An 18,197-nucleotide genomic window follows, 5' to 3' on the forward strand; every position below is an offset into this window, starting at 1 on the left:
GCACGCCCCGCGGACGCGGAGGAGCGCGCATGAAACGGGTTCTGTGGATGATGGGAATCGCCGCCGCGGCGGCCGCGCCGCCCGCGCGGGCGCAGCTGGCGGTGGAGGTGCGCGGCGGCGCGGGGGTGGGCAACCACGCGGCGGCGATCACGAAGTTCGGGTTCGATCCGGGCCCATCGATCGGCGCCGCGCTCTCGTGGGCGCCGCGGCCGCGGGTGGAGGTGTACGCGGGATACAGCCGCACCGGCTTTGGCTGTACCGGCGGGTTCTGCCCCGAGCGCGGCATGCGCTTCACCTCGCACGGCGTGGACGCGGGGGTGCGGCTGAGCCTTCCCTTCGCGGCGTCGCCGTGGCTGCGCGTCGGCGTGGTGCGCCACACGCTGGACTACGGCCGCGCGCCGGACGGCGCCGAGCCCGCCAGCGGCAGGGCGGCCGGCGGCGTGGGATTCGAGGTGGGCGGGGGGCTGGAGGTGCGGGTGGGACGGACGCTGGCGGCCACCCCCGGCATCCGGTACGTTCGCTACGGCGCCGCGGGCGGCGACGGCGTGGCGATGCTGGTGGGCGACGTGGGACTGAGGATCCGGATGTGACGATGGACCAGAACGGAATCACCCGCAGGGCGTTCCTGGGATACGCGGGCGCCGCGGCGCTGCTCCTTCCCTTTCCCCTCCGCGCGCGGGCGATGACGCTCGCGGGACCGGAGGACGGGGACCGGGAGCGGCTGGCCGCGTGGCTGCGCACCCTGCGCGCCGAGGGGCTGGGCGACGGGTCCGTGCCGCTGGGCCGCGCCGTGGCGCGCGTGGGCGAGCTGGCGCTGGGGGCGCCGTACGCGGCGTCCACCCTGGAGCACTACCTGGCGGACGGCGGCTCGCCCGGGGCGGAGCCGCTGACGCTGCACCTTTCGAAGTTCGACTGCGTGTCGCTGGTGGAGTCCGCCCTGGCGGTGGCGCGGGCGGCGGCGGCTCCGGACGGGGGGTGGGACCGGTTCGCGGCGGAGGTGGAGCGAATGCGCTACCGCGGTGGCGTGCGGCGGGGGTACGCCAGCCGGCTGCACTACTTCAGCGAGTGGATGCGGGACGGCGAGCGCCGCGGCCTGCTGCGCGACCTGGGCCCGGCGCTGGGCGCCGTGCGCGACGAGCGGCCCCTGCGCTTCATGTCGGAGCACCGCGGCAGCTACGCCGCCCTGCGCGACGACGCGACGTTCCAGGCCATCGTGCAGCGGGAGCGCGCGCTGGACTGCTGCCCGCGCAACCTGGTCCCCAGGGCGCGCATCCCCGAGGTCGCCAGCCGCCTGGAGACGGGCGACGTGCTGGCCTTCGCCACCTCCATCGCCGGGCTGGACGTAACGCACACGGGCTTCGCCTGGCGCGACCGCGCGGGGGTGATGCGGGTGCTGCACGCCCCGCTTTCCGGCGGCGTGGTGCAGGTGAGCTCCGGCACCGTGGCCGACTACGTCAACGGCCTGCGCAGCTCCACCGGCATCCTGGCCGCCCGCCCCCTGCGCGGCTGAGCGGCCGGCATCGATCCCGATCCACGGCGAGACGAGAGAGGACGCGGGGGCACACGCCTTCGCGTCCTCTCGTCGCGAAGGGGAAGAACACACGCTGCCCCTCTGCGTAATCCCGAATCCGGAAAAGACAAAAGCGAGGGTACGGAAGGACAGAGAACGGCCAGAGGAACAGAGGACAAGCGATCTTCCTCTGTTCCTCCGGCTTTTGTCTGTTCCTCTGTACCTCCCGCTTTTCACGGATCAAATGGCACGGGCTGTTTCTGCGGATCTGGCATGGGCCCATTTTCTTTTCGTAGATCGGTACGACGCCGTCCGGGCGCCACAGCCCGCATCCGGAACCCGCCACCAGGTTCATCGAACCCGGGCCCGCTCCGCGAAATATACCGAAAATCCGCACGGGAACCTTGCGCCACATTCGCCCGAATGCTATTGAAACGGCAACGCAAACGCACGTCGCAAACGCGTCACACCGGCCCGATCTTCCGTCCGGCGGTTCCCGAAGCCATCCCCCGGCACTTCCAGGCCCGGCCGGGGCGGCGCGTTCACACCACTCTCCCCTGGAGGCACCCTTGATGCGCCCATCCCGTCTGCGCCGGTGGCTCGGCGCGACCCTTCTTGTGCTGTGCGGAGCGCTGCCAGGGCGCGCCGCCGCGCAGGAGCCCGCGTACACCATCACGGGCAGCGTGCTCGACGCCGACTCGCGCGACCCGCTGGCCAACGTGAACGTGGAGCTGCGCACCGGCGCGCAGGCCAGCAACATCCGCACGGTCACCGACCAGGCCGGCCGCTTTACCCTGCGCGCGCGGGTGGCCGCCGGCACCTACACCCTGCAGTTCGCGCAGATCGGCCGCGGCACCGTCACGCGGCAGGTGGCGCTGGGCTCGGCCGGCGCCGTGACGGTGGAGCCGGTGCTGCTGTCCGGCGCCGTGCTGCAGCTGGACGAGGTGGTGGTCACCGGCACCGGCGCCCCCGTGGAGCGCCGCCAGGTGGGCAACACCGTGGCCTCGGTCACCGGCGAAGAGGTGGCCCAGGCGCCCGGCGCCCAGACCGTGGACCAGGCGCTGCAGGGCAAGATCGCCGGCGCCCAGATCAGCGAGAACTCGGGGCAGCCCGGCGGCGGCGTAAGCATTCGCCTGCGCGGCACCAGCACCATCACCGGCAACGCCGAGCCGCTCATCGTCATCGACGGCGTGCTGGTGGAGAACAACTCCGACGCGCTGATCGGCCTGGGCGCCAACGCCACCCGCGGCAACGCGGCGCTCACCAACCGCCTGTCCGACATCGACCCCGCCGACATCGAGCGGGTCGAGGTCATCAAGGGCGCCGCGGCCGCCGCGCTGTACGGCTCGCGCGCCAACAACGGCGTCATCCAGATCTTCACCCGGCGCGGCACCCAGGGGCGCCCGCAGGTGAACTTCCGCACCGAGCTGCAGGCGGTGAACACCAACCGCCGCCTGGACCTGAACCAGGTGCCCATCGTGGGCACGGCCGACACCGTGGCCAACCGCGCGCTGGGGCCGCGGCTGGGGCAGCCCATCGAGCGCTTCGACATCCAGGACGACATCTACCGCACGGGGCTGGGCACCAGCAACCAGCTGTCCCTTTCCGGCGGCAGCGAGGGCACCTCGTACTACCTGTCGGGCAACTGGAGCGACGAAGAGGGCGTGGTGCAGTCCACCGACTACGGCCGCATGGGCGGGCGCGGGCGGGTGACGCAGCGCGTGTCCAACTGGCTCGAGGTGGGGGCCACCGCCAGCTACATGCGCTCGCGCACCAACCTGGTGCCCGAGGGCGAGCAGACGCAGGGAATCCTCACCAGCATCATCTTTACCCCCACCTCGTTCAACCCCGCGTTCAACGAGACCACGGGGCAGTACCCGTACAACCCCATCCTGGGCGCCAACGTCTTCGACATCCTGAACAACTGGATCGTGCGGACGGACGTGACCCGCTTCCTGGGGAGCGTGCAGGCCACCGCCAACCCGCTCCCCAGCCTGACCATCAGCTACCTGGCGGGGCTGGACGACGGGCGGCAGGAAGACACGTACCTGCAGCCCCGCGGCGCGCTGAGCGCGGCGTTCACCGGCGAGATCCAGAACCCCATTCGCCAGGTGCGCAAGTTCAACAGCGACCTCACGGCCACGCACGAGGCGGGGCTCGGCACGGGGCTGGGGCTCAGCAGCACGCTGGGCGTCCGCTACAGCGAGGACCGGGTGAACACGGTGCGCGCGGCGGCGTCGGAGCTGGCGCCGGGGCAGCGCACGGTGGTGGGCGCGGTGCAGGTGGCGTCGCAGTCGCGCACCGAGCTCAACATCTTCGGCACCTTCCTGCAGGAGCGGCTGTCCATCGCCGACCGCCTGTTCCTTACCGCGGGCGTGAACGTCGAGGCCTCGTCGGCCTTTGGCGCCGACGAGCGCTGGCAGATGTATCCGCGCGTGAGCGGCTCGTGGGTGGTGCACGACCAGCCGGGCTTCGAGAGCGGGCCGCTGGGCGGCGTGTTCAGCACGCTGCGCGCGCGCCTGGCGTACGGCGAGACGGGCGCCCAGCCCTTTGGCCCGTACCTGAACCAGGTCACCTACGTCAACCAGAACTACGGCGGCCGGCCGGGACTGCGCCCCAACACGCAGGCGCCCAACCCCGACATCGCGCCCGAGCGCCAGCGCGAGTGGGAGACGGGCTTCGACGCCGGGCTGCTGAACGACCGCCTGTCGGTGGAGTTCACCTACTACGACAAGTTCACCAACCGGCTCATCCTGAACGTGCTGCTGGCGCCCACCAGCGGCTTCGGCTCGCAGTTCCGCAACATCGGCTCGGTGAGCAACCGGGGGGTCGAGGTTTCGCTCAACAGCCTGAACGTGCAGCGCGAAGGCTTCGAGTGGAGCAGCCGCCTGCTCTTTGCCCGCAACCGCAGCCGCGTGGTGGAGCTCAACCAGGAGAGCGACACCCTGTTCTTCCCGGGCGGCGGCTATCCCAACGCGGTCATCGAGGGGCAGCCGCTGGGCGTGTTCTACGGCGCCGTGTACCCGCGCGACGCGCAGGGCAACATCATCCTCAGCGGCCCCAACGGCGTTCCGCGCCGGGCGCGCGCCTGCCTGCGTCCGGCGGGGTGCCCCACCAACGCCGACTCGTCGCTGGTGCTGAAGGTGCTGGGCGACCCCAACCCCGACTTCACCGCGTCGTTCCTGAACACCTTCAACGTGCGCGGGGTGGAGATCGGGGTGCTGTTCGACGGCCGCTTCGGCAACGACGTCATCAACTTCACGCGCCGCAGCAGCGACTTCTTCGGCTCGTCGCCCAACGCGGGCGTGGAGGCGAGCGGCGACACCATCGTGGGCACCTTCGTGCGCAACGCCGAGCGCAACGGCCTGCTGGAGGAGTACGTGGAGGACGGGTCGTTCGTAAAGCTGCGCGAGATCGCCCTGGGCTACCGCTTCGGCCAGCGGGTGGCGCGCACCTTTGGCGCGGGCGAGCTGGGCGTGCGGCTGGCCGCCCGCAACCTGTACACCTGGACCAACTACTCCGGCATGGACCCGGAGGTGAACATGTTCTCGGCCCACACGGTGGCGCGCGGGGTGGACTTCGCCACCACGCCCATCCCCCGCACCTTCGTGCTGAGCCTCGACTTCAACTTCTGAACGGGCAACGACCATGCAACACTGGCTTTCCAGGCAGGCCGGGGCACGGCTGCTCCGGGGCTGCGTGCTCCTGGCCGCCGCCCTGGCCACCACGGGGTGCGAGCTGGACCTTACCGACCCCAACGCGCCTCGTGAAGAAGAGGTGCTGAACTCGCCCGAGCTGGTGCTCACCGCGGCGGTGGGCATCCAGGCGCAGCTGGCCGACGCCATCCACATCTTCGTCCGCGCCCCCGCGCTGGTCACGGACGAGTGGGGCGTGCGCCAGCGCGCGCTGGAGTCCGACCGCTCGCTGGTCACCGGCACGGTGGACCCGGCGTTCGGCAGCGTGTCGGACCCGTTCGACCGGGCGTACCGCATCACCCGCACGGCCGACCTGCTCATCGAGGCGGCGCCGCAGGTGGGGCTGGGCCCGGGGCTGCAGACGGGCACCGTCGCCCTGTCCAAGCTGCTGAAGGCGATGGCGCTGGGCTACCTGACCCTGCAGTACCGCGAGATGCCCCTGGACGACGACCCCGCGGGCGCGGCGCCGGTGCCGCGCGACCAGGTGCGCGACGAGGTGCTGGCGCTGCTGGAGTCGGCCAGGACGGACCTGGCCGGCGTGACCGACGCGCAGCTGTCGGACTTCAACACGCGGGTGCTCTCGAGCGGGCTGAACCTGCGCAACACGGTGGACGCCATGCTGGCGCGGTACTACCTGCTCGATGGGCAGTACCAGAACGCCATCGACGCGGCGCAGCGGGTGAACCCGGGGGTGCTGTCGCAGCTGCTGTATCCCAACCCGGGCATCAACCCCGTGCAGAACTACGGCTTCGGGCTCGACTACGTGGGTTCGCGCCGCGTCCTCTTTACCGAGGCGCAGGCGGGCGACGCGCGTCCGGCGTACTGGTCCACGCGCACGGGCGTGGCGGGGCTGCCGGACTCGGTGTTCAACTTCAACCGCTACGGCGGCCGCAACGACGCGTTCCCGGTGTACCTGCCCGACGAGATGCGGCTGATCCGGGCCGAAGCGCACACGCGCCTGGGCCAGCTCGACCAGGCCCGCACGCTGGTGAACGCGGTGCGTACGCAGTGCTCGTCCACCGTGGCCGAGCCGCTGGCGTGCATGACGGCGCTGCCGGCCCAGTCGCTGGACACCGAGGCGGAGCTGCTGACCGAGATCCTGTACCAGCGCCGCTACGAGCTGTACGCGCAGGGCCTTCGCTGGGAAGACCTGCGGCGGCTGAGCACCTACACCACGCGCCGGCCCACGATGGAGTTCCTGCCGTACCCCACGGCCGAGTGCCAGCGCAACCAGAATTCCGGCTGCTTCACGGGCTGAGGCCGCGGGAAGATGGATGAAGACGGCCCCGCCGGCACACCGCCGGCGGGGCCGTTTCGATCCCAATCCTCAAATACCGAATCCCGCAGTCCATTGTGCACCCAGACTTCTGCTGCCGACTGATACGGAGGGGCACGGAGGGCACCGAGGAGAAACCGGTCCTCTTATCTTCTCCGTGTCCTCCGTGTTACCGAATCCGGGAAAACAACACCTTGTTGAGTACAGAGGAACAGAGTCAGACAGAGGAACCAAGCTGATATTTCAGTTCGCGTTCTCTGTCTGACTCTGTTCCTCTGTACAATTATTCTTTTTCAAGGATCTGGGATGAGGATGAGACGGCCCGTGGGAGAATGCACAATCGGGACGAGAATCTGATAAAAGAGGATAGACGTGGAATCAGCCGGGCCGCAGGCTGGTCAGGACGACCATGGCGATGAACAGCGCGAGCATGAGCAGCGGCAGGATGCGGTGCACGCGCTCGCGGGCGGTCAGCAGGCCCACCAGGGCCAGCAGAAAGAAGGCGAGCTCGAAGGGGCGGTCCTGGTTCCACAGCGGGTCGCCCTGAAAGCCGGCGTTGCGTACCGCCGTCGCCACGGGAATCAGCACCGTCAGGCCAAAGAACCAGGGACGCGCCTGGTAGTAGTGGTCCCGCAGCGACACCTCGCCGCTGTCGTCCTGGTCCAGCTCCGGCAGCACCAGCACGGCGATCAGGTACAGCAGGATGGGCGTGACCAGAAACACCAGGAACGCAAAGAAGTTGTTCTCGATCCGCTCGCCGAACTCGAAGCTGCCCCACCAGAACTGCACGTGCACCAGGAACACCATCACCGCCGACAGCACCGACGGCGCGTAGACCCGCACGCGCTGGCGCCGGCTCAGCAGCTTGCCCACGCTTCCCAGCAGGTGCGAAAGCCCCAGCCCCACGATGATGGAAACCAGGACGGACAGGTATTCGCCGGTGTTCATGCGGGGATGCGAAAGGGCGGATGTCGCGGGCGGAGATCGGTCCGCGGGCAGGATGCGTCCGCGCGGCGGGCGCGGCAAGGGGAGGGATGCCGGCGCCGCCGCGGGTGGAGCGTGATTCAGCGGCGGTAGGAATGCTCCAGGCTCAGGTACAGGAACAGCATCCGCTCGCCGCTGCTCGCCCCCGCGCCGACCGGCACCGCGATGCCCGGCACCACCTGCACGCCGCCCACGTCGAACGCGGCCCGCACGCCGGGCGATACGAACAGGCTCTCCACCGCCCCGTCCCCCGCATCCTCCCGCTCCCACGCCGTCTCGACCAGCAGGTTCACGCGTGGATGCGCCAGCCACACCACGCCCTGCGCCAGGCTGAACGTGGTCGCGGCGTCCCCGCCTTCCGCGGGAAACCAGGCGAGCCCCGCGTTGCTGTGCGCCACCAGCGCCGGCGTGAGGACGAAGCTCACCGGCAGCGCCGCCTCCGCGCCCGTGCGCCCGCCGCCGCGTCCCGCGTCCTCGTCGCCCGTGGCCAGCAGCAGGCTCAGCCGCGGCGCCACCGCCAGCCGCGCGGACGCATCCCCCACCAGCTGGTAGCGATAATCCACCGACACGTCGCCGATCCCCGCGGAGCCGCCGCCGCCCGGATGCACCAGCGGAACCGTGTAGCTGAGCTGGTGCCGCAGTCCGAGCAGCGGCCACTCCTGCGTCAGCGCATACCCCCACGCGCCGCCGCCATCCGCCCGCTCCACCGTGCTGATGTGCTGCACCACCCCCGATTCCTGGTTGTACGCCTCTTCCACCAGAAAGCTGTTGTCCTGGATGGGCGCGGGCGCATCCTGCGCGTGGAGCGTGGACGCCAGCGCGAGGGACAGGACGAAGCAGACGCGAAGGAACCGGCTGATCATTTTCGATGGCGTGCAGGTGAAATTTAAACCAGCCGAAACCATGATACGCGAAACGCCTGACGCGTCAAGCCGCGCGGCGATCGTCAGCGTCGTGGATGAGGATACGACGAAGCACCGGCGCCGCTCGCCGCGGCACCGGTGCTTCGTTGAAGCGATGGATTCAGCGCTCGATGAGGACGGTGCCGCCGGTCGCCTGCACGGGGAACGACTCCCGCACCGGGCCCGTGAACCACACCTGCACGCGCGTTCCCACGGCAAGCTCGGCGGATGAGGCGTCCGCCGTACGCCCATCCGTCCGCGCCAGCACCCGCGTCTCGCGGACCACGTCGACCCACGCGATGGGTTCGCCGGCGCCGCGGGCGGGGTTCTGCTCCACCAGGAACCGCAGTCCGCCGCGGCTGCGGTCCACTTCCTTGATGTCGCCGCGGATGCTGGCCGCCTCGGCGGGCACGTTCGCGCTCAGGCCGAGCCCGTCCGGATCTCCCGGCGCGCGCGAGCACCCCGGCGCCGCCAGCAACACCGCCAGCCCCAACACCGCCGCCAATCGCCTCATCTCCATCCTGCCTCTTCTGAAAGGTACGTCAGCACCACTTCATCGCCGATAGAACGTCCCGCGCCCCCTCATCGCGACATCTCTCCTCCCGTGACTCCGTTGCGTCCGTGTGATAGCAGATCCCGGAAAAGAATGCTCGTACAGAGGAACAGAGTCAGACAGAGGAGGCGAGCTGAAATATCATCTTATCCCTCTGTCTGACTCTGTTCCTCTGTACCCCATAAAGGTGTTTCATGCAGAAACGGAGGGAACGGAAGATCATCTCCGTTCCCTCCGCTTATCCTCTCCGCGCCTCTGCGCCTCCGCGTGAGACCCGCCGCCGTCAGTCGTCGTCGCGGCGGTAGGGCTTGGCGCGGTAGGGGCGGCTGCCGCCGTCCCTACCGCCGCCGCCGCGGTACGGGCGGCTTCCCCCACCGCCGTCGCCGCCACGGTCGTATCGGCCCTGGTACTCGCCGCCGCCCTCGCCGCGGTCCTCGCGCGAGCGCCGCACCGGCACCTGCCGCCCGCGGATGGCCGCGCCGCTCAGCACCTGCACGATGCGGTCGGCGTCGCCCTCGTCCACGTCGACCAGCGTGAACTGGTCCGTGATCTCGATGGCGCCGATGCGGTCGCCCGGCACGTTGGCCTCGCCCGCGATGGCGCCCACGATGTCGGCCGGCCGCACCCCCCGCCGCCGCCCGATCCCGATGTACAGCGTGGCCTTTCCCGCGCCGGGGCCGCGCCGCGTGCCGCCCCCGCGCGCCGCCTGCCGCCCGCCCTCGCCCCGGCGCGGCTCGCGCGGCGGCCCGGACTCGCGCTCGCGCGGGTCGATGTCGGGGATCTCCGTCTCGTCCTGCATCTGCTCCGTGCCGCGCGCCTCGGCCGCCACGCGCGCCGCCGCCGCCGCGATCTCCAGCGGGTCGAACTCGTCGGCCAGCGACCGCACCACGTCGCGGAACGGCTCCAGGTCCACGTCCCCCGTCAGCACCCCCCGGATGGCGTCGCGCATGCGCTCGCGCCGGCGCGCCTTGACCTCGCCCGGGCGCGGCACCTTGGCGTGTTCGATGGGCTGCCCCGTCGTCCGCTCGATGGCGCGCAGCAGGAACTTCTCGCGCGGCACCACCAGCGTGACCGCCGTGCCCTCGCGCCCCGCACGGCCGGTGCGGCCAATGCGGTGCACGTACACCTCGGGCGTCTGCGGGATGTCGTAGTTGATCACGTGGCTCACGTGCTCCACGTCCAGCCCGCGCGCCGCCACGTCCGTGGCGATCAGCAGGTCGGCCGTTCCCGCGCGAAAGCGCTGCATCACCCGGTCGCGCTGCGCCTGGGCCAGGCCGCCGTGCAGCGCCTCGGGGTGGTGCCCGCGCACCCCCAGCGCCTCGGTCAGCTGGTCCACCTCGGTCCGCGTGCGGCAGAACAGGATGGACGAGGTGGGCGCCTCCACGTCCAGGATGCGCGCCAGCGCCTCGAGCTTGTGGTGGCGGTTCACCAGGTACGCCACCTGGCGCACCAGCGGCGTGTCCAGCTTTTCGGGGGTGATGACCACCCGCTCCGGCTCCTTGAGCGCCTTGCGCGCCAGGTCCTGGATGCGGGGCGGAAAGGTGGCGCTGAACAGCGCCGTCTGCCGCTCGGTGGGCAGCGACTCCAGGATGGCTTCGATGTCCTCGATGAAGCCCATGTCCAGCATCTCGTCGGCCTCGTCCAGCACCACGTAGCCCGTGGCCGACAGGTCCAGCGAGCCGCGGCGGATGTGGTCCAGCAGCCGCCCCGGCGTGCCCACGATCACGTGCACGCCGCGGCGCAGCTCGCGCAGCTGGCGGCTGATGTCCTGCCCGCCGTACACGGCCAGCACGCGCACCCCCAGCCCCTGCCCGTACTTGTGGGTGGCCTCGGCCACCTGCACGGCCAGCTCGCGGGTGGGCGCCATCACCAGCGCCTGCACGTGGTGCGCGCGCGCGTCGATGCGCTGCACCAGCGGCAGCGCGAACGCCGCCGTCTTGCCGGTGCCCGTGGCCGCGCGGCCGATCACGTCGCGCCCCGCCAGCAGCAGGGGAATGCCACGCTCCTGGATGGGCGTGGGCTCTTCATAGCCCAGCGCCTCCAGCGCGGCCACCACCTGGGGCTGCAGCCCCAGCGCGGCAAACGCGTTGGCGGGCGGGGTCTCTACGTCTTCGCTCATGGTGAAAACCGGAATCGGGATGAAATGGAGGCCGGGGGGCTTCAGTAGCCCACCGGCCCCACGTCGGGCTCGCGCGCAAAGGCGCGGAACGCGTCGGCCGCGCTGCCCGTGTGCTGCTCCAGCAGCGCGCGCAGCCGACGGAAGCTGAAGCGCAGCGTGCGCTCCCGCAGCATGCTGTCGGGGTCCACCGGGGGCTCCAGCCACTCCGGGCGGTACTTGTCGGTGGTGGCGAAGTTGGGCGCGTTCTCCACGCCGCCGCTGGGCGGCATCACCCCCAGCCCGCAGCGCACCAGCTCGAAGGCCAGCACCGGGTCCACCCCCTCGTCGCGGGCCACGTCGTACAGCATCTCGGCCAGCTCGTCGCCCATCCCCACGTCCACGGCTTCCTGGATCACGTCGATGCGGCGCCGGCTCAGTTCCTCGGCGTCCAGCCCCTGCTCCACGCTCTCCAGCAGCCCCTCGCCCCCGCCGCCAAACCAGGTGTCTTCGCCGCGCCGCAGGCGGCGCCGCTCCCGGTACGCGTCCAGGGCGTGGTCCGCCCGCACCTCTCGCTCCGTCATGTCCCAGTCCGTCTGGTCCGTCATTGTTTTCGCTCCGCTCGCGGTTGATCCGCACGCGGGGGCGCAAGGGACGGACCAGTCCGCACCGCGCGGGTTTGACACCGCCGCCGGACGCTGTTACCAATGTACCATGGTAACACCGCGCGCGACAGAGGAGGCGGGATGTACGTAGAGCGGGTGCAGACGGGGGTGCGGATGGAAAAGCGCCTGGTGAAGGTGCTCAAGGCGCTGGCCGAGTACCACGACGTGTCGCTGGGCGAGCTGCTGGAGGGCATCGTGCTGCACGCCTTCGACCACAGGACGCCGTTCGGCGCGCCGTCGCTGGAGCTCATCCGCAAGCTCAAGGAGGTCTACGGCCTGGACTACGGCGCCGAGGCCAGCCACACGCTGCGGGAGTCCGGGGAACAGGGAACAGGGAACAGGGAACAGGGAACAGGGAACAGGGAACAGGGAACAGGGAACAGGGAATAGGGAATAGGGAATAGGGAATAGCGGGAGCGGATGACGATCGGTTTCGTCCCCATGCACCAGACGCGCAGCGCCACCATCCGTCTGGACGCGCCGCCAGAGCGTGCGTTCGGGATGTTCACACCGCTGGGCGAGCGCGCCTGGGCGGAAGGGTGGGATCCCCATTTCCTGCATCCCGCGGATGGCGAAGCGTGCGAGGGCTCCGTCTTCGTCACCCGCGCGGCCGGGCGCGAGACGATCTGGACTACCATCGCGCATCATCCACCTGCACGTGCCGTCTACTCCCGCGTCACTCCCGGGCTGCACGCCGTGGTCGTCGACGTCCGCCTGCGCCCCGGGAACGATGGCGGCACGCTGGCCGACGTCTCCTACGCCTTCACCGCCCTCACCCCCGCCGGCAACGACGCGGTCGCGGAGATGATGGATGGGTTCGCGGGATGGATGGAAACCTGGGAGTCGTCCATCAACCGCGCGCTCGTCGCGAATCACGAAAAGAAAAGCCTCACACAGAGTTAGCAGAGTCAACAGAGTTGCTGGTCCTCTGCTGACTCTGTTGACTCTGTGTGAGACCAATCCGTAAGAAGGGCGGACCGGCACCCAGCCGATCCGCCCTTCCTCATCCACCGAGACCTGGTCGCGTCAGTTGCGGTTGCCCAGCACCGCCACGTCCTTGGACCGCAACGGCCGCCCCTGGCCCAGCAGCTCGATCACGCGGTCGGCGCCGGGCTGGTAGCGCAGCGTGGTGGCGCGAATGCCCAGCAGCAGGTTCACCGTCACCAGCGTCCCCGGCACCTCCAGCCCCGACAGCAGCGACGCCAGCTGCCCCGCCGTGCCCTCCTGGAAGTTGCGCGCGACGATCACCAGCGCGTCCGGCATCTCGTCCGCCGCCGCGGCCACGGCCTTGGCGCTCTCGCCGCCCAGCGTGAACTGCACCTGGGGATACGCCAGCACCACGCCCTGCCGCTCGCCCGCGCCAAAGCGCACGCACTCTTCGGCGGCCACGGTGCCCAGCGCGGCGGTCCCCGTAAGGTCCTCCATCACCCGGCCGATGCGCTGCCGGAACTCGCCCGCCGCCGTGGGGCCGCGAAACGAGAGCCCCCGCAGCGCCTCGGCGAAGTAGCGGTCCGGGTCGAAGTGGCGAAAGCACGGCAGCAGCCGCGCGGCGGTGGCCCGGTCCACCCACCCCGTCCCCGCGAGGGCGTCCACCAATGCGGCGCCCTCCAGGTGGGGGTCGCGGGCGGCCACCCAGCGAAGCGCGTGCTCCATGCGGGTGTTCTCGTCCCCGATGGGGTTCACCCCCGCCGGGGGCGTGTACAGGACCTCGGAAAGCGGCTTGCCGAACCAGATCATCAGGTACCAGCCAGGCGTTCGTTGCGGGATCGTTCGGATGGAGGATGATGAAACCCGGTCCATCCGTCAAGCGTTGCGCGCGGGGCACCGGACGCGGTGGCGCGGAGCTTGACAGGTAGTACACGCTCCGCATCTTGTCGGTTCGCCGCCGGCCGCAACGTACCAACCCCAAGGACCCCGTGCACCGAGCCCCCGCCCTGGCCGCCGCCCTGCTGGCGCTGAGCGCCTGCCGCGTGGAACGCACGCCCGACGAGTACCTGAACCCGCGCGACGCCGCGCAGGTGGAGCGCCGCGAAACGGAGAACGAGATCGCGGCGCGGGTCGGCGCGTTCAGCGAGGCGCTGGGCCGCGGCGCCCAGGCCGACGCGGTGGCCGCGCTGCTCCCCGCCTCCGACACGCACGTGATGGGGGTGGGATTCAACGAGGGGCGGCCGCGCTTTGGACCGCTGGGGCTGGCCGCGGCGCTGGGCGACCTGAACCTGCCCCGCGGCGCCGTGGGGCGCACCCCGGACCTGCGGGTAGAGACGGACGCGCGCGAAAGCGTGGCGTGGTTCGCCACCCACCTGGAGCTGCTCCCGGTGGTGGGCGCCGGCGGGCAGGCCCAGCGGCTGCGCGTTTCGGGCGTGTTCACCCGCCGCGAGGGCGAGTGGCGGCTGGCGCAGGTGCACCTGTCCCGGGCCGAGACGCCCGCCCCTACGCCCCGGCCTGACTCCCTGCCCCGGCCGGACTCGCAGCAGCCGAATCCGGCTTCGGGCGCAGCGCCTCCGGCAGGCGAATGACCTGCGGCTCGGCCTGCCAGTCGGCCGGGCGCGACATGGGCGCGTAGTCCACGCCCGGCTGAAACGCCAGCGGCTCCGCCATGGCGGCCTGGAACGCCGCCTGGTCGATCTTTCCGGTGGCGCGCAGAATCCGCAGCACCTCGTTGCGCCGCGTTCCCATGGCCCCCGGGTCCGCCTCGGGGTCCGCCACCCGCGGCGGCAGCAGGATCCCCGCCAGCGTGGCGGCCTCGCTCAGCGTAAGCCGCCGCGCGTCCTTGCCAAAGTACTCCTGCGCCGCCTGCTGCACCCCGTACACCGCCCAGCTCTCCGTACGCCCCATCGCCACGCGGTTCACGTACAGCTCCAGCAGCCCCGTGGACGACGTCTGCGCCTCCAGCAGCGGGGCCATCGCCATCTCGCGCGCCTGGCTGGCCAGCCCGCTGTCCAGCAGGTGCACCTGCCGCACAAGGTCGCGGCTGGCGGAGGGCAGCGGCATTCCCCGCCGCAGGCTGCGCCGCGCGGCCGAGGTGGTGTCGACCACCGCCGCGAAGGCGTCGCGGGCGTAGCGGGGCATCTGGGCCAGCGGCACGTAGTCGGGCCGGCGCCGCATCTCCTTCTGCTGGCGCATGAGCCCGGCGTGCAGCTGCGAGTTGGCCACGGCCATGTATCCCCCGATGCCCCCCAGCACCAGCACGCCCAGCACGATCAGCGCGATGAGCGAGCCGCGGTGCTTGCCGCCCACGCGGGTGTCTTCGGCGTGCTTGGTCCACTTGCCGCTGCGCGGCGCGCCGCCGAGCGTCTTTCCCTTGCCGGGCTTCATCAGGTACGCGGGTACGAGAGAGTACGAAAGTGCGTGCGTTTCAAGCCGCGCGGGCGGGCAAGAAGCATTCCCCCTACGGCGTGGCGGGGCGGCAGCCCGACGCAACCGTGGGCGCCGCTGAGATCGTCCCGCACCGCGGGCACCCCCCTCCGGCCATCCGCGCCGCTGACCCCGAATCTTAGTCTGCGGCCGCACATCCGTGCCACCGTTGCACCGACAGGAGCGCCGGCCGGCACTGGTCCGCCAGCGTTCGCATGTGTTTTCCCGCCTCAGCGCAAACCCATTGCGCAACTCGCTTTCACCCATCATCATAGGTGCGTTCACCCCGTCTACCTTCTGTCCTCCGATCAGGAATGCTGGGTGCCAGAAATCGCGTCGGACTCACGGACGGTCAGATCCGTATGTGTGTTGAAGCCTGGCGGTTCCTATGCGGTAGAACGCCACGGCTGCTGGATTTATCCGAAGCTGCACAGCACGGTTCAAGAACGCGCTACGACGAACGCCGTCGGGTCGTTATCTTGGGAGCGGATGTGCTCAGTGGCGCCGGACAGAGCGCCAATGCGCGGATGTCGGCGCGGGCATGCCTGGCACACGAGTTAGCGCACCTGCTACGGGCAGAGATCGGCTTTCAGCGCCCTCTTGCGCTCCCTGACGCTCATCTCGATGAGGCGGAAACGAGTGTTCACGCTTCTTTCCTGAAGCATCTCTCCCGTCAGGACCGCGAGGATCTGGTTGAAGATGCCCGGGACCGGCTTATCGACTGGCTGGCGTTCCCCAAGGAGTAGCCATGCGAATCGAAGTTACTGATCGGATGTTTGAGGGACGGTGTGAAGTTCAGACGGACGTCTGCTACGCACGCGATTCCGGTGCGGTCGGAACGGTTAAGACCCCCCGGGGTGAGGTAACTGTGTGCGGTGCCTGCTTGGAGGAGATGGCAGACACTGGCCGCTGGGAGATCCCGGGAACACGGCCGTCCCCAAGGCCAATTCAGCGGGCTGCACCTGCGCTGGTCAATCTGCCACCGGCCTGACCGACAGGAGACGCTCGGCATGTGCTGAGTGAGTAGACTATCGCCAGAGTAAATCGCAATGCAGGTCGAAGCGACGGGGCTGTTCTTCGACGGAAAGTGCTCTGTACAGACTGAGGTCTGCCGAGCCCGCGACTTTGGCGCGCTGACCGCCGTCACCACGGCAGAGGGTAAGCGGATCGTCGTGTGTGGTGCCTGCCTGGACAAGATGGCGGACACAGGCGCGTGGCACATCCCCGGAACTCGTCCGCAGCCTCGCCCACTGGCACGCGCGGAGACGCACGAGCCAACGCCCGTAGCTGGTCCGCCAGCATAGCACGCTAATCATCGGCTGGCTCGCAGCCTGGGAGAGATCGCTATGAAGGTCGAGACGACGGGACGCATCTTCGAGGGACAGTGTGCAGTCCGGACGGAAGTCTGCCGTGCGCGTGAGATCGGCGCGCTGACCGCCGTCACCACGGCAGAGGGTGAGCAGATCCACGTATGCGGCGCGTGCCTTCAGCACCTGTCGGAGACCAGCGCATGGCACATCCCCGGAACACGGCCGAGACCTCGTCCGCGCCGGGTCGTGGAGACGCGCAGCATCTGGTGAGCTGATACCGGATCTGGAAAACAACACCTTCGGGGTACAGAGGAACAGAGTCAAACAGAGAAGCGAGTGGAAGCATGATCTCGTTTCCTCTGTCTGACTCTGTTCCTCTGTACGATCATTCTTTTTCCAGATCTCGTATGACGGATCGATCGCAGCAACGAAGCGCCCCCGCGGAGACGGTCCGCGGGGGCGCTTCTTCGTCGGGCGGGTGTAATCAGCGGGCGCCGGCGGAGTTCAGGTAGTCGAGCACCAGGCCCGTCATCACCCGCATGCCAATGGGGATGGCGGCGTCGTCGGCCATGAAGGTGGGGGTGTGGTGGTCGCCGGAGGTGGTGCCGGGCGCCACCGTCCCCAGCCGGTAGAAGAAGCCCGGCACCTCGTTGGCGAAGAACCCGAAGTCCTCGGCGCCGGTGGTGGGCGCCACGGTCATCACGTTCTGCGCGCCCATGATGCGCTCCATGGTGGGCCGCAGCCGCGCGGACAGCTCGGGGTTGTTCACCGTGACCGGCGTCTGCTTCTCGTACTGCAGCTCGTAGGTGCCGCCGCCCGCGCGCGTCACGCCGTCCAGGATCTCGCGCATGCGCCGCTCCACCTCGGCCTGCACCCGCGGGTCGAAGGTGCGCACGGTGCCGTGCATCTCTACCTGCTCGGGGATGATGTTGTTGCGCTCGCCGCCGCGGATGAGGCCGATGGTCACCACGCTGGGCTCGAAGGGCGACAGGTTGCGCGAGCGGATGGTCTGCAGCGTCATCACCGCCTGCGACGCCATGACGATGGGGTCGATGGACAGGTGCGGCGACGCGCCATGCGACTGCCGGCCCTTGATGCGGATGATGAAGCGGTCCGCCGCCGCCATGGCAGGCCCCGGCGTGTACCCCACCTGCCCCACCGGCATGTGCGCAAAGGTATGGAGGCCCAGGATGGCCTCGGGCCGCAGGTCGCGGAACACGCCCTCGTCCAGCATCAGCTTCGCGCCCCCCTGCTCTCCCGGAGGCGAGCCTTCTTCCGCGGGCTGAAAGATGAACAGCACCGTCCCCGCGATCTCCTGCCGCATTCCCGCCAGCACCGAGGCCACGCCCATCTGCACCGCCGTGTGCACGTCGTGGCCGCAGGCGTGGCTCACACCCACCTGGTTGCCCAGGTACTCGGCGCGCGCGGTGCTCTTCCACGGGTACGGCGTGTCCTCCGTCACCGGCAGCGCGTCCATGTCGGCGCGGATGGCGAGGGTGGGGCCGGGGCGCCCGCCGCGCAGGATGCCCACCACGCCGGTGTGGGCCACGCCGGTGCGCACCTCCATCCCCAGCGCGCGCAGGTGCGCGGCCACGATGCCGGCCGTGCGCGTTTCGCGGTTGCTGAGCTCCGGGTGCTGGTGCAGGTCGTGGCGAATCTCGGTGATGCGGGGCGCGAACCGCTCCACGGCCGCGGCCACGCGCGGGTCTGCCGTCTGCGCCGCGGCGGGCCCGGCGGCGAGGGTGAACGCGCCCAGCAGGGGCAGCGTACGGGCGAGCTTCATGGGACCTCGGATGGATGAGGAATGATCCGTTCGCCCGCATTCTTCTCTCCCCTGGCGACGAAAGTCAATC

General features: G+C 70.2%; 17 protein-coding genes. 9 read left to right on the forward strand and 8 right to left on the reverse strand.

Features of this window, described 5'->3' with window-relative positions; translation table 11 throughout:
• The first annotated feature begins 29 nt into the window (after window positions 1-29).
• The 4 genes from VGC13_RS31660 (at window position 30) to VGC13_RS31675 (ending at window position 6,463) form a co-directional block, all read left to right on the forward strand.
• Entirely contained in the window at window positions 30-590 is a 561-nt protein-coding gene (locus VGC13_RS31660) for a hypothetical protein (protein WP_331129357.1), read from the forward strand.
• 2 nt (window positions 591-592) lie between these two features.
• Window positions 593-1,510 carry an N-acetylmuramoyl-L-alanine amidase-like domain-containing protein gene (locus VGC13_RS31665; protein WP_331129358.1) on the forward strand — a complete coding sequence of 306 codons (918 nt, stop codon included), beginning with the start codon at window positions 593-595 and terminating at the stop codon, window positions 1,508-1,510.
• Window positions 1,511-2,082: 572 nt separating this feature from the next.
• Window positions 2,083-5,145, forward strand: coding sequence for a SusC/RagA family TonB-linked outer membrane protein (locus VGC13_RS31670; protein ID WP_331129359.1), 3,063 nt, complete (start codon window positions 2,083-2,085; stop codon window positions 5,143-5,145).
• A 13-nt stretch (window positions 5,146-5,158) separates the two neighbouring features.
• Window positions 5,159-6,463 carry a RagB/SusD family nutrient uptake outer membrane protein gene (locus tag VGC13_RS31675; protein ID WP_331129360.1) on the forward strand — a complete coding sequence of 435 codons (1,305 nt, stop codon included), beginning with the start codon at window positions 5,159-5,161 and terminating at the stop codon, window positions 6,461-6,463.
• Between the two features lie 396 nt (window positions 6,464-6,859).
• On the opposite strand, the gene VGC13_RS31680 is transcribed toward VGC13_RS31675, so the two are convergent.
• The 5 genes from VGC13_RS31680 to VGC13_RS31700 all read right to left on the reverse strand — a co-directional run bounded on the left by VGC13_RS31680 (window position 6,860) and on the right by VGC13_RS31700 (window position 11,623).
• Window positions 6,860-7,429: a hypothetical protein gene (locus VGC13_RS31680; RefSeq protein WP_331129361.1), complete on the reverse strand. Its 570-nt coding sequence runs from the start codon at window positions 7,427-7,429 to the stop codon at window positions 6,860-6,862.
• Between the two features lie 116 nt (window positions 7,430-7,545).
• Window positions 7,546-8,328 (reverse strand): hypothetical protein, encoded by a 783-nt coding sequence (locus VGC13_RS31685; RefSeq protein ID WP_331129362.1) that lies wholly within the window; start codon window positions 8,326-8,328, stop codon window positions 7,546-7,548.
• A 160-nt stretch (window positions 8,329-8,488) separates the two neighbouring features.
• Entirely contained in the window at window positions 8,489-8,887 is a 399-nt protein-coding gene (locus VGC13_RS31690) for a hypothetical protein (protein WP_331129363.1), read from the reverse strand.
• A gap of 316 nt (window positions 8,888-9,203) precedes the next feature.
• Window positions 9,204-11,039 carry a DEAD/DEAH box helicase gene (locus VGC13_RS31695; protein WP_331129364.1) on the reverse strand — a complete coding sequence of 612 codons (1,836 nt, stop codon included), beginning with the start codon at window positions 11,037-11,039 and terminating at the stop codon, window positions 9,204-9,206.
• A gap of 41 nt (window positions 11,040-11,080) precedes the next feature.
• On the reverse strand, window positions 11,081-11,623 hold the full coding sequence (locus tag VGC13_RS31700) for a hypothetical protein (RefSeq protein ID WP_331129365.1): 543 nt from the start codon (window positions 11,621-11,623) through the stop codon (window positions 11,081-11,083).
• 99 nt (window positions 11,624-11,722) lie between these two features.
• Between VGC13_RS31700 and VGC13_RS31705 the strand changes: the two genes are divergently transcribed.
• Window positions 11,723-12,070 (forward strand): hypothetical protein, encoded by a 348-nt coding sequence (locus tag VGC13_RS31705; protein WP_349264271.1) that lies wholly within the window; start codon window positions 11,723-11,725, stop codon window positions 12,068-12,070.
• Between the two features lie 30 nt (window positions 12,071-12,100).
• Window positions 12,101-12,583: an SRPBCC family protein gene (locus VGC13_RS31710; RefSeq protein WP_331129367.1), complete on the forward strand. Its 483-nt coding sequence runs from the start codon at window positions 12,101-12,103 to the stop codon at window positions 12,581-12,583.
• 123 nt (window positions 12,584-12,706) lie between these two features.
• Here VGC13_RS31710 and VGC13_RS31715 read toward each other — a convergent pair whose 3' ends face one another.
• Entirely contained in the window at window positions 12,707-13,417 is a 711-nt protein-coding gene (locus VGC13_RS31715; RefSeq protein ID WP_331129368.1) for a hypothetical protein, read from the reverse strand.
• Window positions 13,418-13,596: 179 nt separating this feature from the next.
• On the opposite strand from VGC13_RS31715, the gene VGC13_RS31720 reads away from it, so the two are divergent.
• Window positions 13,597-14,196: a nuclear transport factor 2 family protein gene (locus tag VGC13_RS31720; RefSeq protein ID WP_331129369.1), complete on the forward strand. Its 600-nt coding sequence runs from the start codon at window positions 13,597-13,599 to the stop codon at window positions 14,194-14,196.
• On the opposite strand, the gene VGC13_RS31725 is transcribed toward VGC13_RS31720, so the two are convergent.
• Window positions 14,111-14,995, reverse strand: coding sequence for a transglycosylase domain-containing protein (locus VGC13_RS31725; RefSeq protein ID WP_331129370.1), 885 nt, complete (start codon window positions 14,993-14,995; stop codon window positions 14,111-14,113). The two genes, VGC13_RS31720 and VGC13_RS31725, sit on opposite strands and share 86 nt — an antisense overlap.
• Before the next feature lie 353 nt (window positions 14,996-15,348).
• On the opposite strand from VGC13_RS31725, the gene VGC13_RS31730 reads away from it, so the two are divergent.
• Both VGC13_RS31730 and VGC13_RS31735 read left to right on the forward strand, forming a co-directional pair.
• Complete coding sequence (locus VGC13_RS31730; RefSeq protein ID WP_331129371.1) at window positions 15,349-15,780, forward strand: hypothetical protein; 432 nt, start codon at window positions 15,349-15,351, stop codon at window positions 15,778-15,780.
• A gap of 600 nt (window positions 15,781-16,380) precedes the next feature.
• A complete protein-coding gene (locus VGC13_RS31735) occupies window positions 16,381-16,614 on the forward strand; it encodes a hypothetical protein (RefSeq protein ID WP_331129372.1) in 234 nt (77 codons plus the stop codon).
• Between the two features lie 214 nt (window positions 16,615-16,828).
• On the opposite strand, the gene VGC13_RS31740 is transcribed toward VGC13_RS31735, so the two are convergent.
• Window positions 16,829-18,127: an amidohydrolase gene (locus tag VGC13_RS31740; RefSeq protein WP_331129373.1), complete on the reverse strand. Its 1,299-nt coding sequence runs from the start codon at window positions 18,125-18,127 to the stop codon at window positions 16,829-16,831.
• Window positions 18,128-18,197 lie beyond the last annotated feature (70 nt).

This window comes from Longimicrobium sp. (assembly GCF_036399255.1).
Taxonomy (GTDB): Bacteria; Gemmatimonadota; Gemmatimonadetes; order Longimicrobiales; family Longimicrobiaceae; genus Longimicrobium.

What these genes read in the sequence shown, in the direction of transcription:
- VGC13_RS31660 (WP_331129357.1), top strand. Translation starts at nt 30, where the DNA reads ATGAAACGGGTTCTGTGGATGATGGGAATCGCCGCCGCGGCGGCCGCG.
- VGC13_RS31695 (WP_331129364.1), bottom strand. Translation starts at nt 11,039, where the DNA reads ATGAGCGAAGACGTAGAGACCCCGCCCGCCAACGCGTTTGCCGCGCTG.
- VGC13_RS31700 (WP_331129365.1), bottom strand. Translation starts at nt 11,623, where the DNA reads ATGACGGACCAGACGGACTGGGACATGACGGAGCGAGAGGTGCGGGCG.
- VGC13_RS31705 (WP_349264271.1), top strand. Translation starts at nt 11,723, where the DNA reads ATGTACCATGGTAACACCGCGCGCGACAGAGGAGGCGGGATGTACGTA.
- VGC13_RS31725 (WP_331129370.1), bottom strand. Translation starts at nt 14,995, where the DNA reads ATGAAGCCCGGCAAGGGAAAGACGCTCGGCGGCGCGCCGCGCAGCGGC.
- VGC13_RS31715 (WP_331129368.1), bottom strand. Translation starts at nt 13,417, where the DNA reads ATGATCTGGTTCGGCAAGCCGCTTTCCGAGGTCCTGTACACGCCCCCG.
- VGC13_RS31670 (WP_331129359.1), top strand. Translation starts at nt 2,083, where the DNA reads ATGCGCCCATCCCGTCTGCGCCGGTGGCTCGGCGCGACCCTTCTTGTG.
- VGC13_RS31735 (WP_331129372.1), top strand. Translation starts at nt 16,381, where the DNA reads ATGAAGGTCGAGACGACGGGACGCATCTTCGAGGGACAGTGTGCAGTC.
- VGC13_RS31690 (WP_331129363.1), bottom strand. Translation starts at nt 8,887, where the DNA reads ATGGAGATGAGGCGATTGGCGGCGGTGTTGGGGCTGGCGGTGTTGCTG.
- VGC13_RS31730 (WP_331129371.1), top strand. Translation starts at nt 15,349, where the DNA reads ATGCTGGGTGCCAGAAATCGCGTCGGACTCACGGACGGTCAGATCCGT.
- VGC13_RS31710 (WP_331129367.1), top strand. Translation starts at nt 12,101, where the DNA reads ATGACGATCGGTTTCGTCCCCATGCACCAGACGCGCAGCGCCACCATC.
- VGC13_RS31680 (WP_331129361.1), bottom strand. Translation starts at nt 7,429, where the DNA reads ATGAACACCGGCGAATACCTGTCCGTCCTGGTTTCCATCATCGTGGGG.
- VGC13_RS31685 (WP_331129362.1), bottom strand. Translation starts at nt 8,328, where the DNA reads ATGATCAGCCGGTTCCTTCGCGTCTGCTTCGTCCTGTCCCTCGCGCTG.
- VGC13_RS31665 (WP_331129358.1), top strand. Translation starts at nt 593, where the DNA reads ATGGACCAGAACGGAATCACCCGCAGGGCGTTCCTGGGATACGCGGGC.
- VGC13_RS31675 (WP_331129360.1), top strand. Translation starts at nt 5,159, where the DNA reads ATGCAACACTGGCTTTCCAGGCAGGCCGGGGCACGGCTGCTCCGGGGC.
- VGC13_RS31740 (WP_331129373.1), bottom strand. Translation starts at nt 18,127, where the DNA reads ATGAAGCTCGCCCGTACGCTGCCCCTGCTGGGCGCGTTCACCCTCGCC.